Annotated in this window: 15 protein-coding genes; 5 read left to right on the forward strand and 10 right to left on the reverse strand. The window is 72.5% G+C overall.

Annotated features, from left to right (window positions below; all coding sequences use genetic code 11):
• The first annotated feature begins 94 nt into the window (after positions 1-94).
• The 3 genes from AB0J46_RS33835 to AB0J46_RS33845 are packed head-to-tail and all read left to right on the forward strand — an operon-like array spanning position 95 to position 3,353.
• Positions 95-1,273 carry a fused response regulator/phosphatase gene (locus AB0J46_RS33835; RefSeq protein ID WP_364338179.1) on the forward strand — a complete coding sequence of 393 codons (1,179 nt, stop codon included), beginning with the start codon at positions 95-97 and terminating at the stop codon, positions 1,271-1,273.
• Positions 1,270-2,892: a CHASE3 domain-containing protein gene (locus AB0J46_RS33840; RefSeq protein WP_364338180.1), complete on the forward strand. Its 1,623-nt coding sequence runs from the start codon at positions 1,270-1,272 to the stop codon at positions 2,890-2,892. The genes AB0J46_RS33835 and AB0J46_RS33840 overlap by 4 nt, the downstream gene beginning before the upstream one ends.
• Positions 2,889-3,353 (forward strand): response regulator, encoded by a 465-nt coding sequence (locus AB0J46_RS33845; protein ID WP_352318742.1) that lies wholly within the window; start codon positions 2,889-2,891, stop codon positions 3,351-3,353. Before AB0J46_RS33840 ends, AB0J46_RS33845 begins: the two co-directional genes overlap by 4 nt.
• Before the next feature lie 24 nt (positions 3,354-3,377).
• On the opposite strand, the gene AB0J46_RS33850 is transcribed toward AB0J46_RS33845, so the two are convergent.
• From AB0J46_RS33850 to AB0J46_RS33895, 10 genes are all read right to left on the reverse strand, one after another.
• Entirely contained in the window at positions 3,378-4,847 is a 1,470-nt protein-coding gene (locus tag AB0J46_RS33850; protein WP_364338181.1) for a hypothetical protein, read from the reverse strand.
• A gap of 28 nt (positions 4,848-4,875) precedes the next feature.
• Positions 4,876-5,550 carry a polysaccharide deacetylase family protein gene (locus tag AB0J46_RS33855; protein ID WP_364338182.1) on the reverse strand — a complete coding sequence of 225 codons (675 nt, stop codon included), beginning with the start codon at positions 5,548-5,550 and terminating at the stop codon, positions 4,876-4,878.
• 85 nt (positions 5,551-5,635) lie between these two features.
• Positions 5,636-6,334, reverse strand: coding sequence for a class I SAM-dependent methyltransferase (locus AB0J46_RS33860; protein WP_364338183.1), 699 nt, complete (start codon positions 6,332-6,334; stop codon positions 5,636-5,638).
• A complete protein-coding gene (locus AB0J46_RS33865) occupies positions 6,321-7,571 on the reverse strand; it encodes a glycosyltransferase (protein ID WP_358282230.1) in 1,251 nt (416 codons plus the stop codon). Before AB0J46_RS33865 ends, AB0J46_RS33860 begins: the two co-directional genes overlap by 14 nt.
• Positions 7,572-7,677: 106 nt before the next feature.
• Positions 7,678-9,852, reverse strand: a complete 2,175-nt coding sequence (locus AB0J46_RS33870) for a hypothetical protein (protein ID WP_364338184.1) — start codon at positions 9,850-9,852, stop codon at positions 7,678-7,680.
• 231 nt (positions 9,853-10,083) lie between these two features.
• Positions 10,084-11,352 carry an acyl-CoA reductase gene (locus tag AB0J46_RS33875; protein ID WP_364338185.1) on the reverse strand — a complete coding sequence of 423 codons (1,269 nt, stop codon included), beginning with the start codon at positions 11,350-11,352 and terminating at the stop codon, positions 10,084-10,086.
• On the reverse strand, positions 11,352-12,380 hold the full coding sequence (locus AB0J46_RS33880) for an acyl-protein synthetase (protein WP_364338186.1): 1,029 nt from the start codon (positions 12,378-12,380) through the stop codon (positions 11,352-11,354). Before AB0J46_RS33880 ends, AB0J46_RS33875 begins: the two co-directional genes overlap by 1 nt.
• The gene (locus AB0J46_RS33885; protein ID WP_364338187.1) at positions 12,377-13,696 is read right to left on the reverse strand and encodes an AMP-binding protein; all 1,320 of its coding nucleotides are present in this window, start codon (positions 13,694-13,696) and stop codon (positions 12,377-12,379) included. Before AB0J46_RS33885 ends, AB0J46_RS33880 begins: the two co-directional genes overlap by 4 nt.
• Positions 13,696-14,454 carry an SDR family oxidoreductase gene (locus tag AB0J46_RS33890; RefSeq protein ID WP_364338188.1) on the reverse strand — a complete coding sequence of 253 codons (759 nt, stop codon included), beginning with the start codon at positions 14,452-14,454 and terminating at the stop codon, positions 13,696-13,698. The genes AB0J46_RS33885 and AB0J46_RS33890 overlap by 1 nt, the downstream gene beginning before the upstream one ends.
• A complete protein-coding gene (locus AB0J46_RS33895; protein WP_364338189.1) occupies positions 14,429-14,677 on the reverse strand; it encodes an acyl carrier protein in 249 nt (82 codons plus the stop codon). Before AB0J46_RS33895 ends, AB0J46_RS33890 begins: the two co-directional genes overlap by 26 nt.
• A 162-nt stretch (positions 14,678-14,839) precedes the next feature.
• On the opposite strand from AB0J46_RS33895, the gene AB0J46_RS33900 reads away from it, so the two are divergent.
• Positions 14,840-15,775 carry a hypothetical protein gene (locus tag AB0J46_RS33900; RefSeq protein WP_364338190.1) on the forward strand — a complete coding sequence of 312 codons (936 nt, stop codon included), beginning with the start codon at positions 14,840-14,842 and terminating at the stop codon, positions 15,773-15,775.
• A complete protein-coding gene (locus AB0J46_RS33905) occupies positions 15,772-17,409 on the forward strand; it encodes a hypothetical protein (protein WP_364338191.1) in 1,638 nt (545 codons plus the stop codon). Before AB0J46_RS33900 ends, AB0J46_RS33905 begins: the two co-directional genes overlap by 4 nt.
• Positions 17,410-17,435: the final 26 nt, after the last annotated feature.

Raw genomic sequence — 17,435 nt, forward strand, 5'->3', positions numbered from 1 at the left:
TTTGGGCCACTTCTTGGCCGTAGTGGGCAGTGGGGCACCTGAGGCGTCGATTCGTTAGAGCTCGGTGCCGGTGACGAAGGGTGCAATTGCCAACATGGCCCATGCGAGTGAGGATGTCCGGCAGCCGTTGGTGTTGCTCGTGGAGGACGATCCGCAGGATGCGCTGATCGTCCAGGAGCTGCTGGAGGACAGCGGCCTTGCCGTCCGGCTGGAGTGGGCGCGTTCGGTGGACGAGGCCCGCAGGGCGCTGGCCCGGCTGCGCCCTCAGTGCGTGCTGCTCGACCTCGGCCTGCCCGACGCCTACGAGTTCTCCGCCCTGTCGTCGGTGCTGGAGGAGGCCGGGGACGCCGCGGTCGTCGTGCTGACCGGCCTGGCCGAGGAGAGCGCGGGCCTCGCCGCGGTGACCGCCGGAGCCCAGGACTACCTGGTCAAGGGCCGGGTCGAGGCCGAATGGCTGGGCCGCACGCTGCGCTACGCCATGCAGCGCAAGCAGGCCGAGCAGGCGGCCGTGGCACTGCACACCGCACGTATGCGCGCCAAGGAGAACGCCCGCCTGGAGCGCGGCCTGCTGCCGACCCCGCTGCTGCAGGAGATGCCCCTGGAGGTCGCCTCCCGCTACCGGGCCAGCCGCGGCTCGGCCACGCTCGGCGGCGACTTCTTCGACGTCGTCGAGACCGACGACAAGGTCGTGCACGCGGTGATCGGCGACGTCTGCGGCCACGGGCCCGACGAGGCGGCGCTCGGCGTCTGCCTGCGCATCGCCTGGCGGGCGCTGGTGCTCAACGGCATGACCGGCGTCCCGCTGCTGCGCCAGCTCGAACGCATTCTGCGGGCCGAGCGGGCCGGCTCGGAGATCTTCGTCACGATGTCCACGGTGGTCCTGGAGCCCGACCGGCACACGATGCGCGTCTGGCGCGCCGGACACCCGGGCCTGCTGGTGCACACGGCCGACTCCGTGGTCCTCGCCGACCCGCGGCAGGGGCCCGCGCTCGGCCTGCCCATCGAGGCCGACTGGGAGGAGGACCTCCTGGAACTGCCCGAGGGCGGCGGCGTGACGCTCTACACCGACGGCCTCTTCGAGCGCCGGCTGCCGGGCGGCACGCCGCGGTGGCTGGGCGAGGATGGCCTGCTGGAGCTGTCCTCCCGGTGGACGGGCCTGGGCAGCGAGGAACTGCTCGACGCGATCCTCGCCGACGTCGAGGCGGCCTCCGTCCACGACGCGGCGGCCGACGACGTCGCCGTCGTGCACCTGCGCTGGAAAGACGAATCGTGAGCGAACAGGCGTCCGTGCTGGAGAGGCAGGCCGTGCAGAAGGTTTCCCGTACGCGTGGCGGCGAGCAGGGCTGGCGGCGGCTGACCGTCCACGGCTGGTTCGTGCTGATGATCGCGGCCGTGTCGGTCCTGGTGGTCACCTGCGTCGTGGTCGCCACCGTGATGCTCGACCGCACCGCGCGCCTGTCCGACCAGGTCATCCTGCGCATCTCGCCGGCCAGGATCGAGGCCGCCCAGTTGCGCAGCACCCTGATCGACCAGGAGACCGGCGTACGCGGTTTCCTGCTGACCGGCAACGAGGACTTCCTCCAGCCGTACACGGCGGGCGTGGCGGCCGAGCGGCACAGCCGCGAACGCATCGCCACGCTCATCGGCGACCGTCCCGAGCTGGTCAGTGAGCTGAACGCGGTCAGGGACGCGGCGGCCACCTGGCGGCACGACTACGCCGAGCCGCTCACCGCCGACAAGCGGGCCGACGGGGTCATCTCCGCCGCCCGCATCGAGAGCGGCAAGCACGCCTTCGACCAGATCAGGGCGCTGCTCGACCGGCAGGACGACCGGCTGGCCAAGGCCCGGCAGCGCGCCCAGGAGGAGCTGCGGCAGGTCGAGCAGGTCCGCAACCTGGCCTTCGTCATCATGCTGATCCTGTTCCTGGTGGCCGGCGTCGCGATGGCGGTGCTGCTGCGGCGGGCGATCGGGCGTCCGCTGGACGAGCTGCGCGAGGCCGCCCGCGACATCGCCGCCGGCGACTTCGACCGGGCCATCCCCGCCAGCGGGCCGGCCGACATCCGCGAGGTCGCACGGGACGTGGAGTCGATGCGGACGAAGATCGTCTTCGCCCTCGAAGAGTTCCGCAAGCAGCACGTCGTGCTGCGCGAGCAGGCGGCCGGCCTCGACGCCCAGGCCGAGGAGCTGCGGCGGTCGAACGCCGAGCTGGAGCAGTTCGCCTACGTCGCCTCCCACGACCTCCAGGAGCCGCTGCGCAAGATCGCCACGTTCTGCCAGCTCCTCCAGAAGCGCTACGGCGACGTACTGGACGAGCGCGGCGTCCAGTACATCCACTTCGCCGTCGACGGCGCCACCCGCATGCAGGTCCTGATCAACGACCTGCTCACCTTCTCCCGCGTCGGCCGCCTGTACGACGACCGCAAGCCGGTCGAGCTGACGGAGTCGCTCGACAAGGCGCTGGTGGACCTGTCGGCGGTGATCGAGGAGACCGGCGCCGAGATCGAGCGGCCCGACCCGCTGCCCAACGTGATCGGCGACCCCACCATGCTCGGCATGCTCTGGCAGAACCTCGTCGGCAACGCGCTGAAGTTCCGCGCCCCCGACCGCGCCCCCCGCATCCGGATCACCTGCGAGCAGCGGGAGAACGAGTGGCTGTTCTCGGTCACCGACAACGGCATCGGCGTGGAGGCCGAGTTCGCCGATAAGATCTTCATCATCTTCCAGCGCCTGCACAGCCGGGAGGCCTACAGCGGCACCGGCATCGGCCTGGCGATGTGCAAGAAGATCGTGGAGAACCACGGCGGTACGATCTGGCTCGACACCGGCCACACCGAGGGAGCCCGGATCAGCTTCACCCTGCCCGCCGTCACCGACGAAGGAGCAACCGCATGACCGTCCAGCCCATCGAAGTGCTCCTGGTCGAGGACGATCCCGGTGACGAGCTCATCACCCGCGAGGCGTTCGAGGACAACAAGATCCGCAACAACCTCCACGTCGTGCGCGACGGCCTGGAGGCGCTCGACTTCATCTACCAGCGCGGGGCGCACGTGGGCGCGCCGCGGCCCGACCTCGTCCTGCTCGACCTCAACCTGCCCAAGTACGACGGGCGGCAGGTGCTGGAGAAGATCAAGGGCGATCCGGAGCTGCGGGCGATCCCGGTCGTCGTCCTGACCACCTCCTCGGCCGAGGAGGACATCCTGCGCAGCTACAAGCTGTTCGCCAACGCGTACGTGACCAAACCCGTCGACCTTGAGCAGTTCATGGCCGTCATCCGGCAGATCGACGAGTTCTTCGTCACCGTGGTGCGGCTGCCGGGCCGTACCCGGCTGCCCGACGGCCAGGGCCTGGCCTAGTCGTCCTGGCCCTGGCCGTCCGGGCTAGTCGTCCGGGCTGGTCTCGGCGGCGGGCGGGGCCGGACGGCGCAGCGCGCGCCACGCCGACCGGGCCGCGGCGAGCAGCAGCCGCCCGGCGCTCGCCAGGAGCAGCGGCACCAGCAGCAGCCCGACGAAGATCGGCGCGGCCATGTACCGGAAGTCCTGGGCCGAGATGTTGGCCAGCACGGCGAGCTGCTGCCCGGCCACGACCGCCGCCACCGCGACCACATAGCGGTTGCGCAGGGCCAGCGCTCCCAGCGCCACCGCCGCGTACGACAGGTAGGCCCACGAGGCCCCCCGCCACAACACCCAGTCCCACTGCGGGAGCAGCGCCCCCGTCAGCCACGGCTCGGCCACCTGGTTCAGCTCGGCCGACAACGGCCGGAGCGAGAACACCCCCCGGCCGGCGAAGTCCGGCACCTTGCCGGGCCCCACGTAGGTGTCGGCGCTGGGCCGCCGCGAGAACCGGTACGTCATCCCGCCGACCACGTACGGGTCCTGCACCGGGCTCCACGCGATCGCCCCCCGGCACAGGCGGGTGCCGACGATCATCCCGGGGTCACTGATCAGCAACCGCTCCCACAGGCCGAGCAGCTCGCCCGCGTGCGCGTCGGCGGCCGGCCAGCTGAAGTCGCGACGCCAGATCAGCAGGTTGACCGTGGCGCAGGTGCCGCCCTCCCACCACCTGCTGAGCGGCGCGACCGAGGTCATCAGCGCCTTGTCCTGCTCGGTGAACAGCTCAGGACGCTCCCTGAACGCCACCGCCACGTCGGCGTAGGCCGTGTGGTAGACGTACGTGCTGGACGGCGGCGTGATGCCGAACCGGGGGAACAGCAGGTTCGTGAGCAGCAGCGGCACGGCGGCCGCCACCGTGCCGACGAGCGCGAGCCGTACCCGCCGCGTGGCGACGACCACCAGCAGGACGGCGACGGCGATGCCCACCACCAGGAAGCCGTTCGCGCGGAACAGCCCGAGCAGCGTCATGAGCACGCCGAGCCCGGCCAGGGAGACCCGCCGGCGCGCGGCCATGCGCGCGCAGACCCCCGCGATCATGATCGCGCAGATCGTGAACGGCACGTCCTTCCACAACGTGACCGTGAACGCCCCCACCGTCGGCGTCACCGGCGCCAGCACCGCCACCAGCGTCGTGGCCCACCGCGGCGCCCCCAATGCGCAGAGCGACCGCGCCAGGTACGTCAGCGCCCCCGCCATCGCCGTGGTCTGCGCGAACGTGACCGCCCCGAGGTCACCCGTCCTGGTGAAGCTCAGCCACAACAACGCGTCGTAGGCCACCGAGTGATCGCTCACCCACGGGCCGACGATCGTGTGGCTGAGATAGAGCACCGAGTCGCGGCTGAACAGCCCGGGGTAGAAGGCCGCCCACCAGCAGGCGAGCACCGCCTGAATGATCAGGAAGGTGACGAGGGCGACCCACGGCCTGGGACGTGCGGCGGCGGGGCTGACGCTCTCCATGGTTCCAGCACTCAGGAGGGGGACGTGCTCAGAAGTAGCTCAGTCCGGAGTCGGGCCCCTTGCCGCGCAGCAGCGTCGGGACGGTGACCAGGGTGTAGCCCTGCTTCTTGAGCTCCTTGAGGATCTCGGGCATCGCCTTGACGGTCTGCGGGACCGTGTCGTGCATGAGGATGACGCCGTCGCGCTTGGCCAGCTTGAGCACGGTCGCCTTGATCTTCTTGGCGTCGCGCAGCTTCCAGTCGAGGGTGGTGCCCGTCCACAGGATCTCGGCGAGGTCCTGCTGGTCGGCCATGCGCAGCACGCGTTCGTCGGTGTGCCCGTAGGGCGGGCGGTACATCGTCGGCCGCCGGCCCGTGGCGTCCTGGATGAGGGCCTGGGTGGTGCGCAGCTCCTCGATGATGTCGTCGTCGCGCAGCGTCGGCAGCGAGGGGTGGGAGTAGGTGTGGTCGCCGATCGCGTGCCCCTCCGCGGCCTGCTGCCGGGCCAGCGCCGGACGGCGCTCGACCTGCTTGCCGACGAGGAAGAAGGTGGCCTTGGCCCCCTCCTTCTTGAGCACCTTGAGCAGCGTCGCCGTGTGCTCGCTCGGGCCGTCGTCGAAGGTCAGCGCCAGGCACTTGAGCCGGGCGCAGTCGATCTTCGGGGCGGCGGCCGCGGGCGTGGCGGTCAGGGCCAGGGTGGCCGCGAGGAGGGCGTGAATCACCACACGCGACAGCCTAGAACCATCCGGGCCCGTCCGCGTCACCGGACATCGACTTGAGACCTGACCCCGGCCCGTGGTCCGGAACCCGTCACCTGCCGAGCCTGGCCCGCAGGAACAGCGTCACGCCCTTCAGCGACCTGACCGGGAGGTAGCGCTCGGCGCGCACCACCATCGACAGGCCCGCGTTGACCACCGCGGGCGTGCGCTGCAGGTCGCTGCCCCGCGACCGCCGCCGGTGCCGGGCCACCAGCGGGCGCAGCAGCACGTTCCAGCTCCACAGCCGGTCCACCCTCAGCCCGGCCTTCTCCACCACGACGGTAAGCGTGTCGCGGCCGTAGCGGCGTACGTGGCCCACGGCGTCGTCGTGCGCCGACCACAGCGCCATGTCGCACGGGACGGCGATCAGCGCGTGCCCGCCGGGCGCCAGCACCCGGGCGATCTCCTCGGTGACGAGATGGTCCTCGTGGATGTGTTCGAGCACGTCGAACGCGGTCACCAGGTCCATGCTCGACGACTCGAACGGCAGCGCCCGCGCGTCGGCGTGTACGGCCTTGAGCCCGCGCTCCCTGGCGACCTCGACCGCCGTCTCGCAGTAGTCCGTCGCGGTGGCGTCCCAGCCCGCCTCGACCAGCACCCGGGTGTTCCCGCCGCCGGCCGCGCCGACGTCGAGGGCCCGCCCGGGACGGCCCAGCTCGCGCAGCTCCCTGCGCAGGATCGCCCGGCGCTCGCGGTACCACCAGTGGGTGTCCTCAAGGTCGAGCAGCCGGCGGATCTCAGTGGTTTCCATGTGGTTGGTTCCTTGTGCGGGAGAAGACCCAGCGGTCCAGAGCGGTGAAGCGGATCAGGGTGAGCAGTCCGTACGTGGCGACCACCGCGCTCATCTCCATCAGCCGCCCGGCCCCCGGCGACACGCTGCGCAGGCCGAGCACGGCGGAGGTGGTCAGGAGGTAGTTCGCCAGGAAGAGCAGCGCCGCCCGGAAGTGCATCGCGGTACGCCGTCCGCCCAGCCGATTGAACGTCCAGCGCCGGTTCGCCTCGGTGTTGACGAACCCGGTGAGCACCAGAGCGCCCAGGTTGGCCGGCGCGGGCGCCCAGACGCCGCGCAACGGCAGGTAGATGAGCGCGTACAGCAGGACGGAGAACACGCCGATCGCGGCGAACGAGGCGAACTTCGCCAGCGTCACCGCCCTCGGCCGGGCGACCACCGCGTCGGGATGCGTCGGCCTGAGCTCCGAACGCGCCACCTCGACGTCGGCCCGGCCCATGGACATCGACCAGGCGACCCTGGCCAGGCCCTTCAGGTCGTCGATCGCCGTCCGGACCACGCGGACGCGCGAGTCGGTGTCCTCGATCCAGTCGACCGGCACCTCGTGCACGCGCAGGCCGTTGTGCTCGGCCAGCAGCAGCAGCTCGGTGTCGAAGAACCAGGCGTCGTCCTCGATCTTGTCCATGAGCGGCCGGACCACGTCGGTCCTGGCCGCCTTGAACCCGCACTGGGCGTCGCTGAACCTGACCCCGAACCCGTACCTGAGCAGCGCGTTGTAGCTGCGCGAGACCACCTCGCGGCGGATCGAGCGCAGGGTGCGGGCGCTGTGCGCCAGCCGGGTGCCGATGGCGATCTCGGAATGCCCGCTCGCCACCGCCGCGACCAGCGGGAACAGCGCGCCCAGGTCGGTGGACAGATCGACGTCCATGTACGCGACGATGTCGGCCGGGCTCTCCCGCCAGGCCGCCTTGAGCGCGGCGCCGCGGCCCCGGATGTCGAGCCGGCGGGCGTGCACCCGGTCGTGCTCGGCGGCCAGCCGGGTGGCGATGGGCCAGGTGTCGTCGGTGCTGCCGTTGTCCACGACCGTGATGCGCCACGGCAGCGGGAACCTGTCCTCCAGGAACGCGGCCAGTGTGCGCACGCAGCCCGGCAGCGCCCGCTCCTCGTTGAGCACCGGGATGACGATGTCGACGGTCGCCAGGCCGGCCGAGGTGTCCAGGACGTTGGGGCTCGGGTCCATGGCGGCACGCGTGTCCATAGAATTCCCTGATCGCTTGCGGCGGTAGGTTCACGGAAATGGTGCTGGGGGCGTCCAGCGGGGCGCGTGCCGTTTCTGCTCACCATTCCATGAACGGGGGCAAGCTTTACCTGGTCGTGAGCTCGTACACGGAGACGTCGGCGTTGCGGAAGCGCAGTTCGGCGTATTTCTCCAACGCCGGATCATTGCTGGTGAACAGCCATTTGACGCCGTATTTCCACCGGAGCCTGCCGACGTTCGCGGCCGACGGCTCGTGGAAGGCCGCGTCGTTGTCCGCCAGCCTGGCCTGGTCGGCGAACGGCACCTGGAGGTAGGGGGTCACGAACATCTCGGCGCGCGACAGCGTGCTCTCGGCGTACGCCCAGCCCTCGACCAGCACCCGCCGCTCGGTGAACCCCGAGACCCAGAAGTGCCTGCTGTCGCACGTACGGCGGGGCGCCGGGTTGCGGCAGTGGAGGTCGGTGGCCACCACGTCACCGGGCGCGGAATGGTCGCGCAGCCACCGTCCGGCCTCCAGCGCCCCGGCGGGGATCAGCCGCTCGCGCTCCCACGGCTCGGGCGCGACGTGCACGACCACCTCCCGCAGCGAGGTCGGCACCGCGTACCCCGCCAGCAGCGCCACCACCGCCAGCGAGAACCCCCTGCGCCGGAACGCCAGCACCACCACGACCACCCCCGCGAGCACCAGGTACGGGACCAGCACCCGCACCAGCACCGCACCCGGCGGCACCAGCCGCGCGGCCGCGACGGCCACCGCCGCCCCCACCCCGGCAAAGCCCGCGACCACCGCCCACGGCACCCGCCGCCGCTCCATGGCCGCCACCACCCCGCACACCGCGGCCACCGACAGGTACGGCCGCACGCCCTCCAGGAAGTAGAGCTGCGCGTCGGACGGATGACCGAGCACCAAGATCGCGCCGATGCCCGCCAGCCCGACGCCGACCGGCAGCAGCACCGCCGGGTCCAGCAGCCGGGCCTTCAGCGCCGCCACGCCGCCCCACACGCAGAGCAGGCAGAACAGGTGCACACCGGCGAACACCAGCACCGGCCCCCACGGTTCGGCGGCCAGCGCGGGCGGCTGCACGTCCGCCACCACCCCCCACAACGTGCGCATCGTGGCGAACGGTGCCACCACCGTGCCCTGCGCCCCGCGCCCGAACACCACGAACTGCGCGATCAGCAGGCAGCCGGACGTGATCGCCGCCGGCACCACCCACTCCCGCCGCAGCCGCCGCTCCACCGGCAACTGCACGACCAGCACGAACACCAGCCCGGCCAGCAGCAACGGCAGGAACGTCGCCTTCGCCCCGGTCAGCGCCAGCAGCAGCACGGCCACCGCCGCCCACCCCCGCGGCCGCATGGCGGTGAGCACCAGCACCACGGGCGCGAACAACAACGCGCCGAACGTCTGCGTCGGGCTGGCCCACGCGGTGAACATCGACCGCGAGGTGAACACCACGCCCTCCTGCAACACCGGCGCGAACAGGAAGTACGTGACGCCGACCGCCGCGAGCCCCGCGCCCCACCGCCCGCCGAGCCGCCGCCCGAGCACCGCCACGAGCATGATCATCGCGAACGTCATCGGCAACGTGGACAGCCGGTAGACCAGCGTCACCGGCTCGATCCCGGTGACCCAGCTCGTGGCCGCCATCTCGGCGTAGACGAACCAGTGGTAGGCCAGCCGCTCGCCCAGGACCGACGGCAGCGTGGGCGGCACGTGGTTCCTGACCTCGCCGAGCAGGGCCAGGTGGTAGGGCATGTCGACGTACGCGTCGGTGATCGGCACGCGGTAGAGCGACCGGGCGCAGAAGGCCAGCAGGTAGCCGGCGACCCCCGCCAGCGACCAGGAGCACCACCAGGGCATCCGTTCGCGTTCGGCCCGGCCCCGCCAGTGACGCCGCAACCGCGGCACCGCGAGGAACGCCGCGACGGCGGTGACCGGCCAGCCCAGGACGAGCAGCGGCAGGCCGGCCGCGCGGGCGGGGATGTAGACCAGGACCTCGACCGCGTACCCCAGGGCCAGCCCGGCGGCCGCGTCCTCGGCGAACGACCGGCCGCCGCCGGTGAGTGCCCGCCAGAGCAACGTCCCGGGCAGCGCCACCCCGAGCAGCACGTACGCGCCGAAGGCCGCCAGATCGCCCGCCGGAACCCCGCACCAGAGCAACACCCAGGCCGCCCCGCCCAGCACCGTCCCGGCCGGCAGCCAGCCCGCGAGCAGCCGCCGCGCCCACCCCGGTGCCCGCCGTTCCCTGACCGCGGCCTCCGCCACCACAGCCGTCATCCCCAAGCCACCCCCTCATGCTTCCGAACCCCGGCCAGGGATCGCGGGCCGTGTCCAGCCCGCATCGGCGCGACGACCGCGAAGGAGAGCGCCGGGCGCCGGGGGCCGCCCGTCCCGGATGACGGGCCGGTCGCCACGGGGGGATCATCGCCCGGCGGCGCGATGGCCTGCGGAGGAACGGTCGTCATCGGTGCTCCGGCCCCGAGCGTGGCCGGTTCGTCCGATGAGGGCTCATCTGACCACGGTCACCAGTCGCGTGAACTCGCCCGGCAGGTCGACGCCGTCCCACACCCGGTGGAAGCTCAACGCGCTGCCCACCGGCACCATGCGATCGACCCCGCGCCCGGCGAGCTCCCGGGCCAGCTCCTCCAGCTCGCCCAGCGAGAAGCCGAAATGGGTCAACGTCTGGTCTTTGCGCTCGACCATCGGGATCAGCTCCGCCAGGGTCCGCACCCGCGCGTGCGCGAACGTGCCCGCGCCCAGCCACCGCCGCGGCATGGCGGCCGCCGCCGCCAGCGTCACGTTGGCCAGCGCGTTGCCCCGGAACTCGATCAGATCGACCAGCCCGTCGGCGGCCAGCCCGTAGACCGAGACCCGCTTCTCCACCGCCATCGCGGCGTCGACGTCCCAGCCGCGCCCGGCCAGCACCCGCGACACCTGCTCGGTGAAGTCGGCCCGCGCCGCCTCGCAGTCGTCGTCGGCCCCCACCCAGAACACGGTCCGGGGAGAGGAGCAGGCGGCCTGGTCGAACCAGTAGCTGTCGTTGACGAACCCCTCGGCCGCCGCCACCCTGGCCGCGCGGGGCGCGCACAGCCACGCCGCCGCGTTCACCACCGCGAAGGACGAGCGGTCGGGGAAGGTCAGGTCGCGGGCGTGCGGCGCGAGCGAGTGGCGGCGCACCTCGCGTACGGTGTCGTCGCCGCCCCAGATCACCCGCAGGTCGCAGGCCGCCGACAGGGCGGCGGTGACCGCCTCGGCACGCCGGTCGTAGGAGACGATGCGCTGCGTGGCCGTCACCACCGGATCGGCGTCGGCCAGCGCCTCCCGGAGCGTGTCGAGGACGACCGCGGCGACCGCCCCCGCCCGCGGCGACAGGCGGACCACGTTGCGGTTGCCCATCAGGGCCGACAGGGCCCAGGAGTAGACGAAGACCGTGTCCACGTTGGCCGGCGGGAGGTGGAAGACCAGGCCGCGCGGCACGCGTACGTGCGGGGTGCGCAGCTCTTCGAGGGTGCGGGCCAGCTCGCTGGGCCGCAGGAAGAACCCCAGCGAGCCCAGCTCGGGATGGCGGCGGGCCAGCGCGGGCCGCAGCAGCCGCTTGCCGAACGCCGCCAGGAACGCGCGCACCCGCTCGTCGCCCACCTCAAGGGGCGCGCCCCGCCGCACCTGCGCGACCAACTCCTCGACGGGGACGGGCGAGCCGCCGGGCGGAAAACGCACCTCGACCCCGCCCGCGTCGCCCACTCGCGGGATCCGGGTGGTGATCGATCGATCGGTCATCAGCCGGCCTGCCCGAACGTGTCGCTGCAGCCGCGCGCCTCGGCCCGCGGCAACCTGCCCAGCACGGTGAACCGCTTGCCCGGCCAGTGGCCGTCGTCGACGCCGTGCACCATGCCGAGGTCTTCGGTCAGCAGCGCGTGGCCGGGATAGGAGGTGGGCAGGGTGCTGACCACCTCGATCAGCCCCGGCTCGCCGGGCGGGACCTCCCGCCAGGTGCCGGGGTCGCGGATGACGACGTCGGCGAAGTCGGGGCAGTAGAGCCCGTCGCCGTCGGGGCCCTCCAGGAAGACCGTGCCGATCTGCTCGACCATGCCGTAGAAGTTGTGGACCCTGGTCAGCCCGCACTCGGACGCCAGCCGCCGGCGGAAGGCGTCGTTGTCGACCGCCTGCTCGGCCAGCCGCTTCCAGCCGCCCGAATGGATCAGCACGCCCTGGGACAGGTCGGCCCCCAGGCCGAGCAGGTAGAGCCAGACCATGAACGTGAACCCGAAGACCAGGAACGGCTCGCCGCCGTGGCGGGCCAGGAACGCCTCGACGGCCGCCGCGTCGACCTCGCCCTGCTCGTCGAGGACGAAGGTGTGGTCTCTGCCGAAGTTCATCATCCCGAGCACCCCGGCCCCCCGGGCGCTCAGGGCCGGGCCGCGGACGACCGAGCGGCCGTCGACGATCAGCATGGGCAGCCGCCGCTCGCCCAGCACCGCCCGCAGGGTCGCGGCCAGCATGCGCGGCTGCGCGGCGGCCGCCTCCCGGTCGAGGTAGACCCGGCTCGGCCGCTGCCCGGTGGTGCCGCTGGAGGTCAGGACCCGGAACACCGCCTCGGACGGGACGCTGCGCAGCTCGTGGGTCTTGAACAGCCGCACCGGCAGCCACGGCAGGTCGGCCACCCGGCCGTAGGGCGGATGGGCGCCGATCGCGTCGAGGATCCGCCGGTAGGGCGGGCACGCCCGCCGGTGCCGCTCGGTCAGCGCCGCCAGCTCCCCGGCCAGCACCTCCTCCCGCGCGGCCGCGTCGAGCGTGAACACGCTCACCGCCCGGCCTCCGCGGCCGACTCCAGCGCCCGGTAGTCGATCTTGCCGGTGGGCAGCAGCGGCAGCCGTTCGACGGCGCGCACGTCGAAGCCGCTCCAGTGGAGCCGCAGCTCGGCGCCCAGCCGGCGGGCCAGGTTGCGGCACCCGGCCGCGTCGAGCCCTTCGGCCCACACCGTGACCCGGTCGTCGCCGCTGGTCGCCGCGACCGGCACGGTGTCGCGCAGCAGCTGCTCGACGTCGTCGAGGTTGACCCGTACGCCGAAGATCTTGGCGATGCGCCTGAGCCGGCCCGTGACGTAGAGGAAGCCCTCGTCGTCGAGCCGGCCGAGGTCGCCGGTGCGCAGCACCCCGCCCAGGTCGTCGGGCCTGGCCAGGTCGGCGGCGGTCTCGGCGTAGCCCATCATGACGTTGGGCCCCTGGTAGACGACCTCGCCGCCGTCGATCGTCAGCCGCCCGCCGGGGACGGCCTGCCCGGCCGAGCCCGGCTTGTCGGCGAGCCGGTCGGGCGGCAGGACGGCGATGCGGGCCGTGGCCTCCGTCTGCCCGTACATGACGAAGAAGCGGTCGGCCTGGGCGGCGAACAGGGACACCAGCTCGGGGCTGAGCCGGCCGCCGGCCTGGGTGAGCGTGCGGATCGTGGGATGCTCGGCGCGGTCGAAGCGGAGCCTGCGCAGCATCTCGTACTGGTAGGGGACGGCCGCGAGCGAGGTGCACTTGTGCTCGTCGAGGTGTGTCCAGAAGGACCGTTCGAGCAGCCCGGCCTCGGTCAGGACGACCGTCGCCCCCGCGTGCAGATGGCTGTTGAGCACCGACAGGCCGTAGCTGTAGTGCAGCGGCAGGCTGGTGGGCGCGATCTCGCCGGGCATGATCGACAACGCCGAGGCGATGGCGGCGGCGTTGGCCGCGACCGCCTCCCGGGACAGCCGCACCAGCTTGGGGTTGCCCGTCGAGCCCGAGGTGGCCAGGAGCACGGCCAGGTCGGGATGCGGGTCGGGGGCCTGGCCGCGGGCGCCCGGCGGCCCGTCGGGCGCGTGGGTGAACCCCACCAGCGCCGCGGGCCGGAACCGGCTCACCAGGTCGGCCAGGGCCGCGGCCGACAGGTCGGGGTCGAGCAGCGCGATCGGCCTGCCGGTCTGCCAGGCGGCGAGATAGCGCAGCACGGACGCCAGGTTGTTGCGCATGCCGCAGAACAGCGGCCCCGGCCGCAGCCGGGACAGGGCCTCGGCCACGCGGGCGACGCGCCGGGCCAGCTCGTCGCCGGCCAGCCCCTCCTGCTCGCCGGCGACGACGAGCCCGGCCTGCCGGGATGGGAACATCACGGCACCAGCCCGCCGTCGACCCCGAGCACCTGGCCGGTGATGTACGAGGCGGCGGGCGAGAGCAGGAACGCCACCGCCTGGGCGACGTCGTCGGGCCGGCCGATGCGCCGCAGCGGGGTCGCCGAGATCGCCGTCTCGCGGTCGTCGGGCCGCAGCGTCTTCAGCATGTCGGTCTCGACGTAGCCGGGGGCCACGGTGTTGACCCTGATGCCGGCCGGGCCCATCTCCCTGGCGGCGGCCAGGGTGAGGCCGATGACGGACGCCTTGGTCGCGGAGTAGGCCGCCTGGTTGGCGCCGCCCGCCCGGCCCATGAGCGAGGAGACCAGCACGACGGCAGGGCCCTGCCCGCGCAGCAGCAGCCGGAACGCCAGTTGCAGCGTGTGGGCCGGGGCCAGGGCGTTGGTGCGGTAGAGCTCGTCGAGGGTCTCGGCGCGGGTCATGGCCAGCGGGCCGGATGCGTAGACGCCGGCGTTGACCACCAGGGCGTCGAGCCGCCCGTGGCGCCGGGTGATCTCGCGCATGTGGCCGGCGACCGCGGCCCGGTCGGCCACGTCGCCGTGGACGGACCACGTCTGGCCGCCGGTCGCCGCGGCCACCTCGGAGGCGGCCTTCTCGGCGCGCTCGGCGTCGCGGCCGTGCAGGACGACGGTGTGGCCGGTGGCGGCCAGGGTGGTGGCGATGGCGCGGCCGATGCCCCTCGTCGACCCCGTGACCAGGGCGACGCGGGCCTCAGAGCGCGGCTGCGCCGATTCCATGCTTCTCCAGCAGCTCGCCCGCCTTGGCGAACGAGCTCATGTCGATCATGTCGTCGGTGTCGATCATGATGGAGAACTCGTCCTCCATCGCCGCGATCAACGCCATGTGGGCCAGGGAGTCCCACTGGGGGATGCCGCGGTATTCGAGACCGTCGACGTGTGCGTCGGCCGGCAGGTTGAGCGCCGTGCGGAAGACGGCCCGCAGGCGGTCGAGATGACTCATGATGTCTCACTCTCTGTCCTCAAGCCACGACGCAGTGTAGCGGGGATTGCGGTGGCAGGAGAAACCAAACCCCCGACGTGAGTAATGGAAGCGTATAACGGCGCGTGGCCGTCGTTCGGGGCTGGGAATGTCCCAAGGGGCGCGCCAACCGCTACAGGGGGAATGATGGACGAATCCAATCACTGGTACGGGCACTCGCGCATTCTGGGCAGGTACTGCGAGCTGCCGGACGAGACGCCGAAGCGAATCCAGGGCTTCCTTCAACACGGATGGAACTATCTCCACGGATTTCCCCCGAATGACCATTGGTGCAGCCCCGGATATCCCCGTTTCGTCTGGTCTGACGTGCTTCGTCGCCGGGGCTGGTCGATGGGCAGACGCGGCCACTACCTCATCGGCGCGCCCTGGATCTACCTGATTCACCTGGAGCCTGAGCTCGGCGTGGTCTCCGAACGCAAGGGTACGATCTGGTATCCCTTTCATGGCTGGGAGAAGTCGTCCGTGACCGGGGATCATGCCCTCCTCGCCGACGAAATCCGAAATGTCGAGACCGAACCGGTAACTGTCTGTCTTTACTGGCTGGAATATGCGAATCCGGACATTCGGCGGGCGTACGAATCGAGGGGATTCAAGGTCATCTGTCACGGCGAGCGCGGCTCCCGGTGGGAGAGCAAGGGGCGCGACTTCCTGCGCCGGCAGCTGATCCAGTTGCGGCGTCACCGCAGGGTGGCCTCCAACCGGCTCGGCAGCGCGCTGTTCTACGGCGCCTCCGTCGGCTGCGAGGTCGCCGTCTACGGAGACCCGATGCAGTACGAGGACGAGCGCCCCGAGTACGGCGGCACGGCGCGCCGCATGCGGCTCTGGCCCGAGCTGCACGGCACGCACGTCGATCCCGAGCTGGCCGCCGAGGTGGCGCGGCAGGAGCTGGGATTCGAACATCAGGCGACACCGGAGGAGCTACGGCGAATGTTCGGATGGAAGCGGGTGCCCGGGGGAGCGCCGGCAGGAGGAGGAGCGCTGGGAGCCGGACGTCCCGGGCCCCGGGCGAGGGCGACCGCCTCCGGGCGGCCGGGCGCGCTCCACGGGGTGACGTCATGAGCGAGCGCGTGAGCGAGGTGCCCGCGAACGTGCGCCTGATCGGCGGCGAGATGCTGCTGTGGTCGGACCTGTCCCACGTCGCCGGCGTCACCGACTGGCGCGGCGCGGCCCTGGAGCTGGTCAGCCGCGTGATTCCGGCGACCGGCCGGGTGCTGCTGGTCGGGCCGCACCCGCAGGTGCTGGTCGACGACGTGGTGGACCGGGCCGGCGAGACGGCCGTGCTGCTGCGCTCCTACCCCGACGCCTGCGCACTCGGCGAACGCCATCCGCGGCTCGCCGTCCACTGCGGGCGGCTCGACCTGTTCGACGCCGACGAGCCGTACGAGCTGGTGCTGGCGCTCGACGGGCTGCTGCGCACGCACTCGGCCGAGGCGCCGGCGGCGGCGTGGATCGAGTCGCTGCACGCGCTGTCCGCCCTCGTCGCGCCCGGCGGGCGGCTGGTGCTGGGCGTGCGCAACGACCTGGGCGTCGACCGGTTCATCGAGGCCAGGCCCGCCGACCGGGAGGGCGGCGACGACCAGTGGGCCCCGCACGGGTTCGACCCCAGCCACCCGAGCGGGCCTGGCGCGCTCGACGGCGCCCTTGAGGGGGCGGGGCTGAGCGTCGAGCGCTGCTACGCGGCCTATCCGGGGCGGCAGGCCCCCCGGGCGCTGCTGGCGCGTGAGGCGCTCGCCTTCGACCTGCCGGAGGCGATCACGTTCCCGCTGAGCGCCAAGGGCGGCGACCGCCTGCTGGTGGCCGACCCGCTGCGGCTCACCCGGCTGGTGTTCCGCCACCGGCTGGGGGAGGAGCTGGCCCCGCTGTGGCTCGCCGTCGCCACCCGGCCGCCGTCGCCCCCGCGCACGCCAGGCGGGGAAGAGGCGGAGGGCGCGGTCGAGCTGCCGCTCGGCCTGATCGAGGAGGGGGCCGTCGTCCATGAGCTGACCAGGGGCGGCATGCGGCGGTTGCCCGACGGCGCCGAGCGTCCGGTCCCGGCCGGCCGGGTGGTCGAGGAGATCCTGGTCGAGGCGTGCGCCCGCGAGGACACCAGGGCCGTGCGCGAGCTGCTGTCGGCGCTGGCCGACTGGCTGGAGACCGACGGCGGCCCCTGCGTGACCGCCGACGGCCTGGTGCACGACGGCGAGCGGTTCGCCGCCATCGTCCAGACCGCCGCGCCGGCCGTGCCGCCCGAGCCGCGCGTGGTGCTGTGCCGGGTGCTGTGGCGGTTCGCCGTACGGCTGCTCGCGGCGGGCCACCACCACCCGTGGCCGTGGCCGCTGGAGGCCGACCAGCTCACACTGACCCTCTGCGGCATGGCCGGACGTCCCTGCGACCAGGGCGACCTCGACCTGGCCCGCAAGTTCGACGCCGAGCTGGGCCACCCGGCCGAGCACGCCGACCCGCCCACCTACCGTGACCTGCTCGGCGCCCGCGACCGCCTGGCCGACCAGCTCACCGCCGCTCTGGCCAGGATCTCCCGGCTGGAGACCAAGCTCTCCTACCGCGAGCGCGAGCTGGTGCGGGCCAGGTCCAAGCTGAGAAGGACCCAGCGCAAGACCGCCGCCTACCGGCGCACGCTCGGGTACCGCCTCTCCCGCCGTCTGGCCCGCCCGCGCAAGGTCGCCCGCCGGGTCTTCCGACTGCTGTCCGGCTGACGAGCCGACGACAACGCTGAGGAGTG

Source organism: Nonomuraea sp. NPDC049758, from assembly GCF_040674635.1.
Classification (GTDB): Bacteria; Actinomycetota; Actinomycetes; order Streptosporangiales; family Streptosporangiaceae; genus Nonomuraea.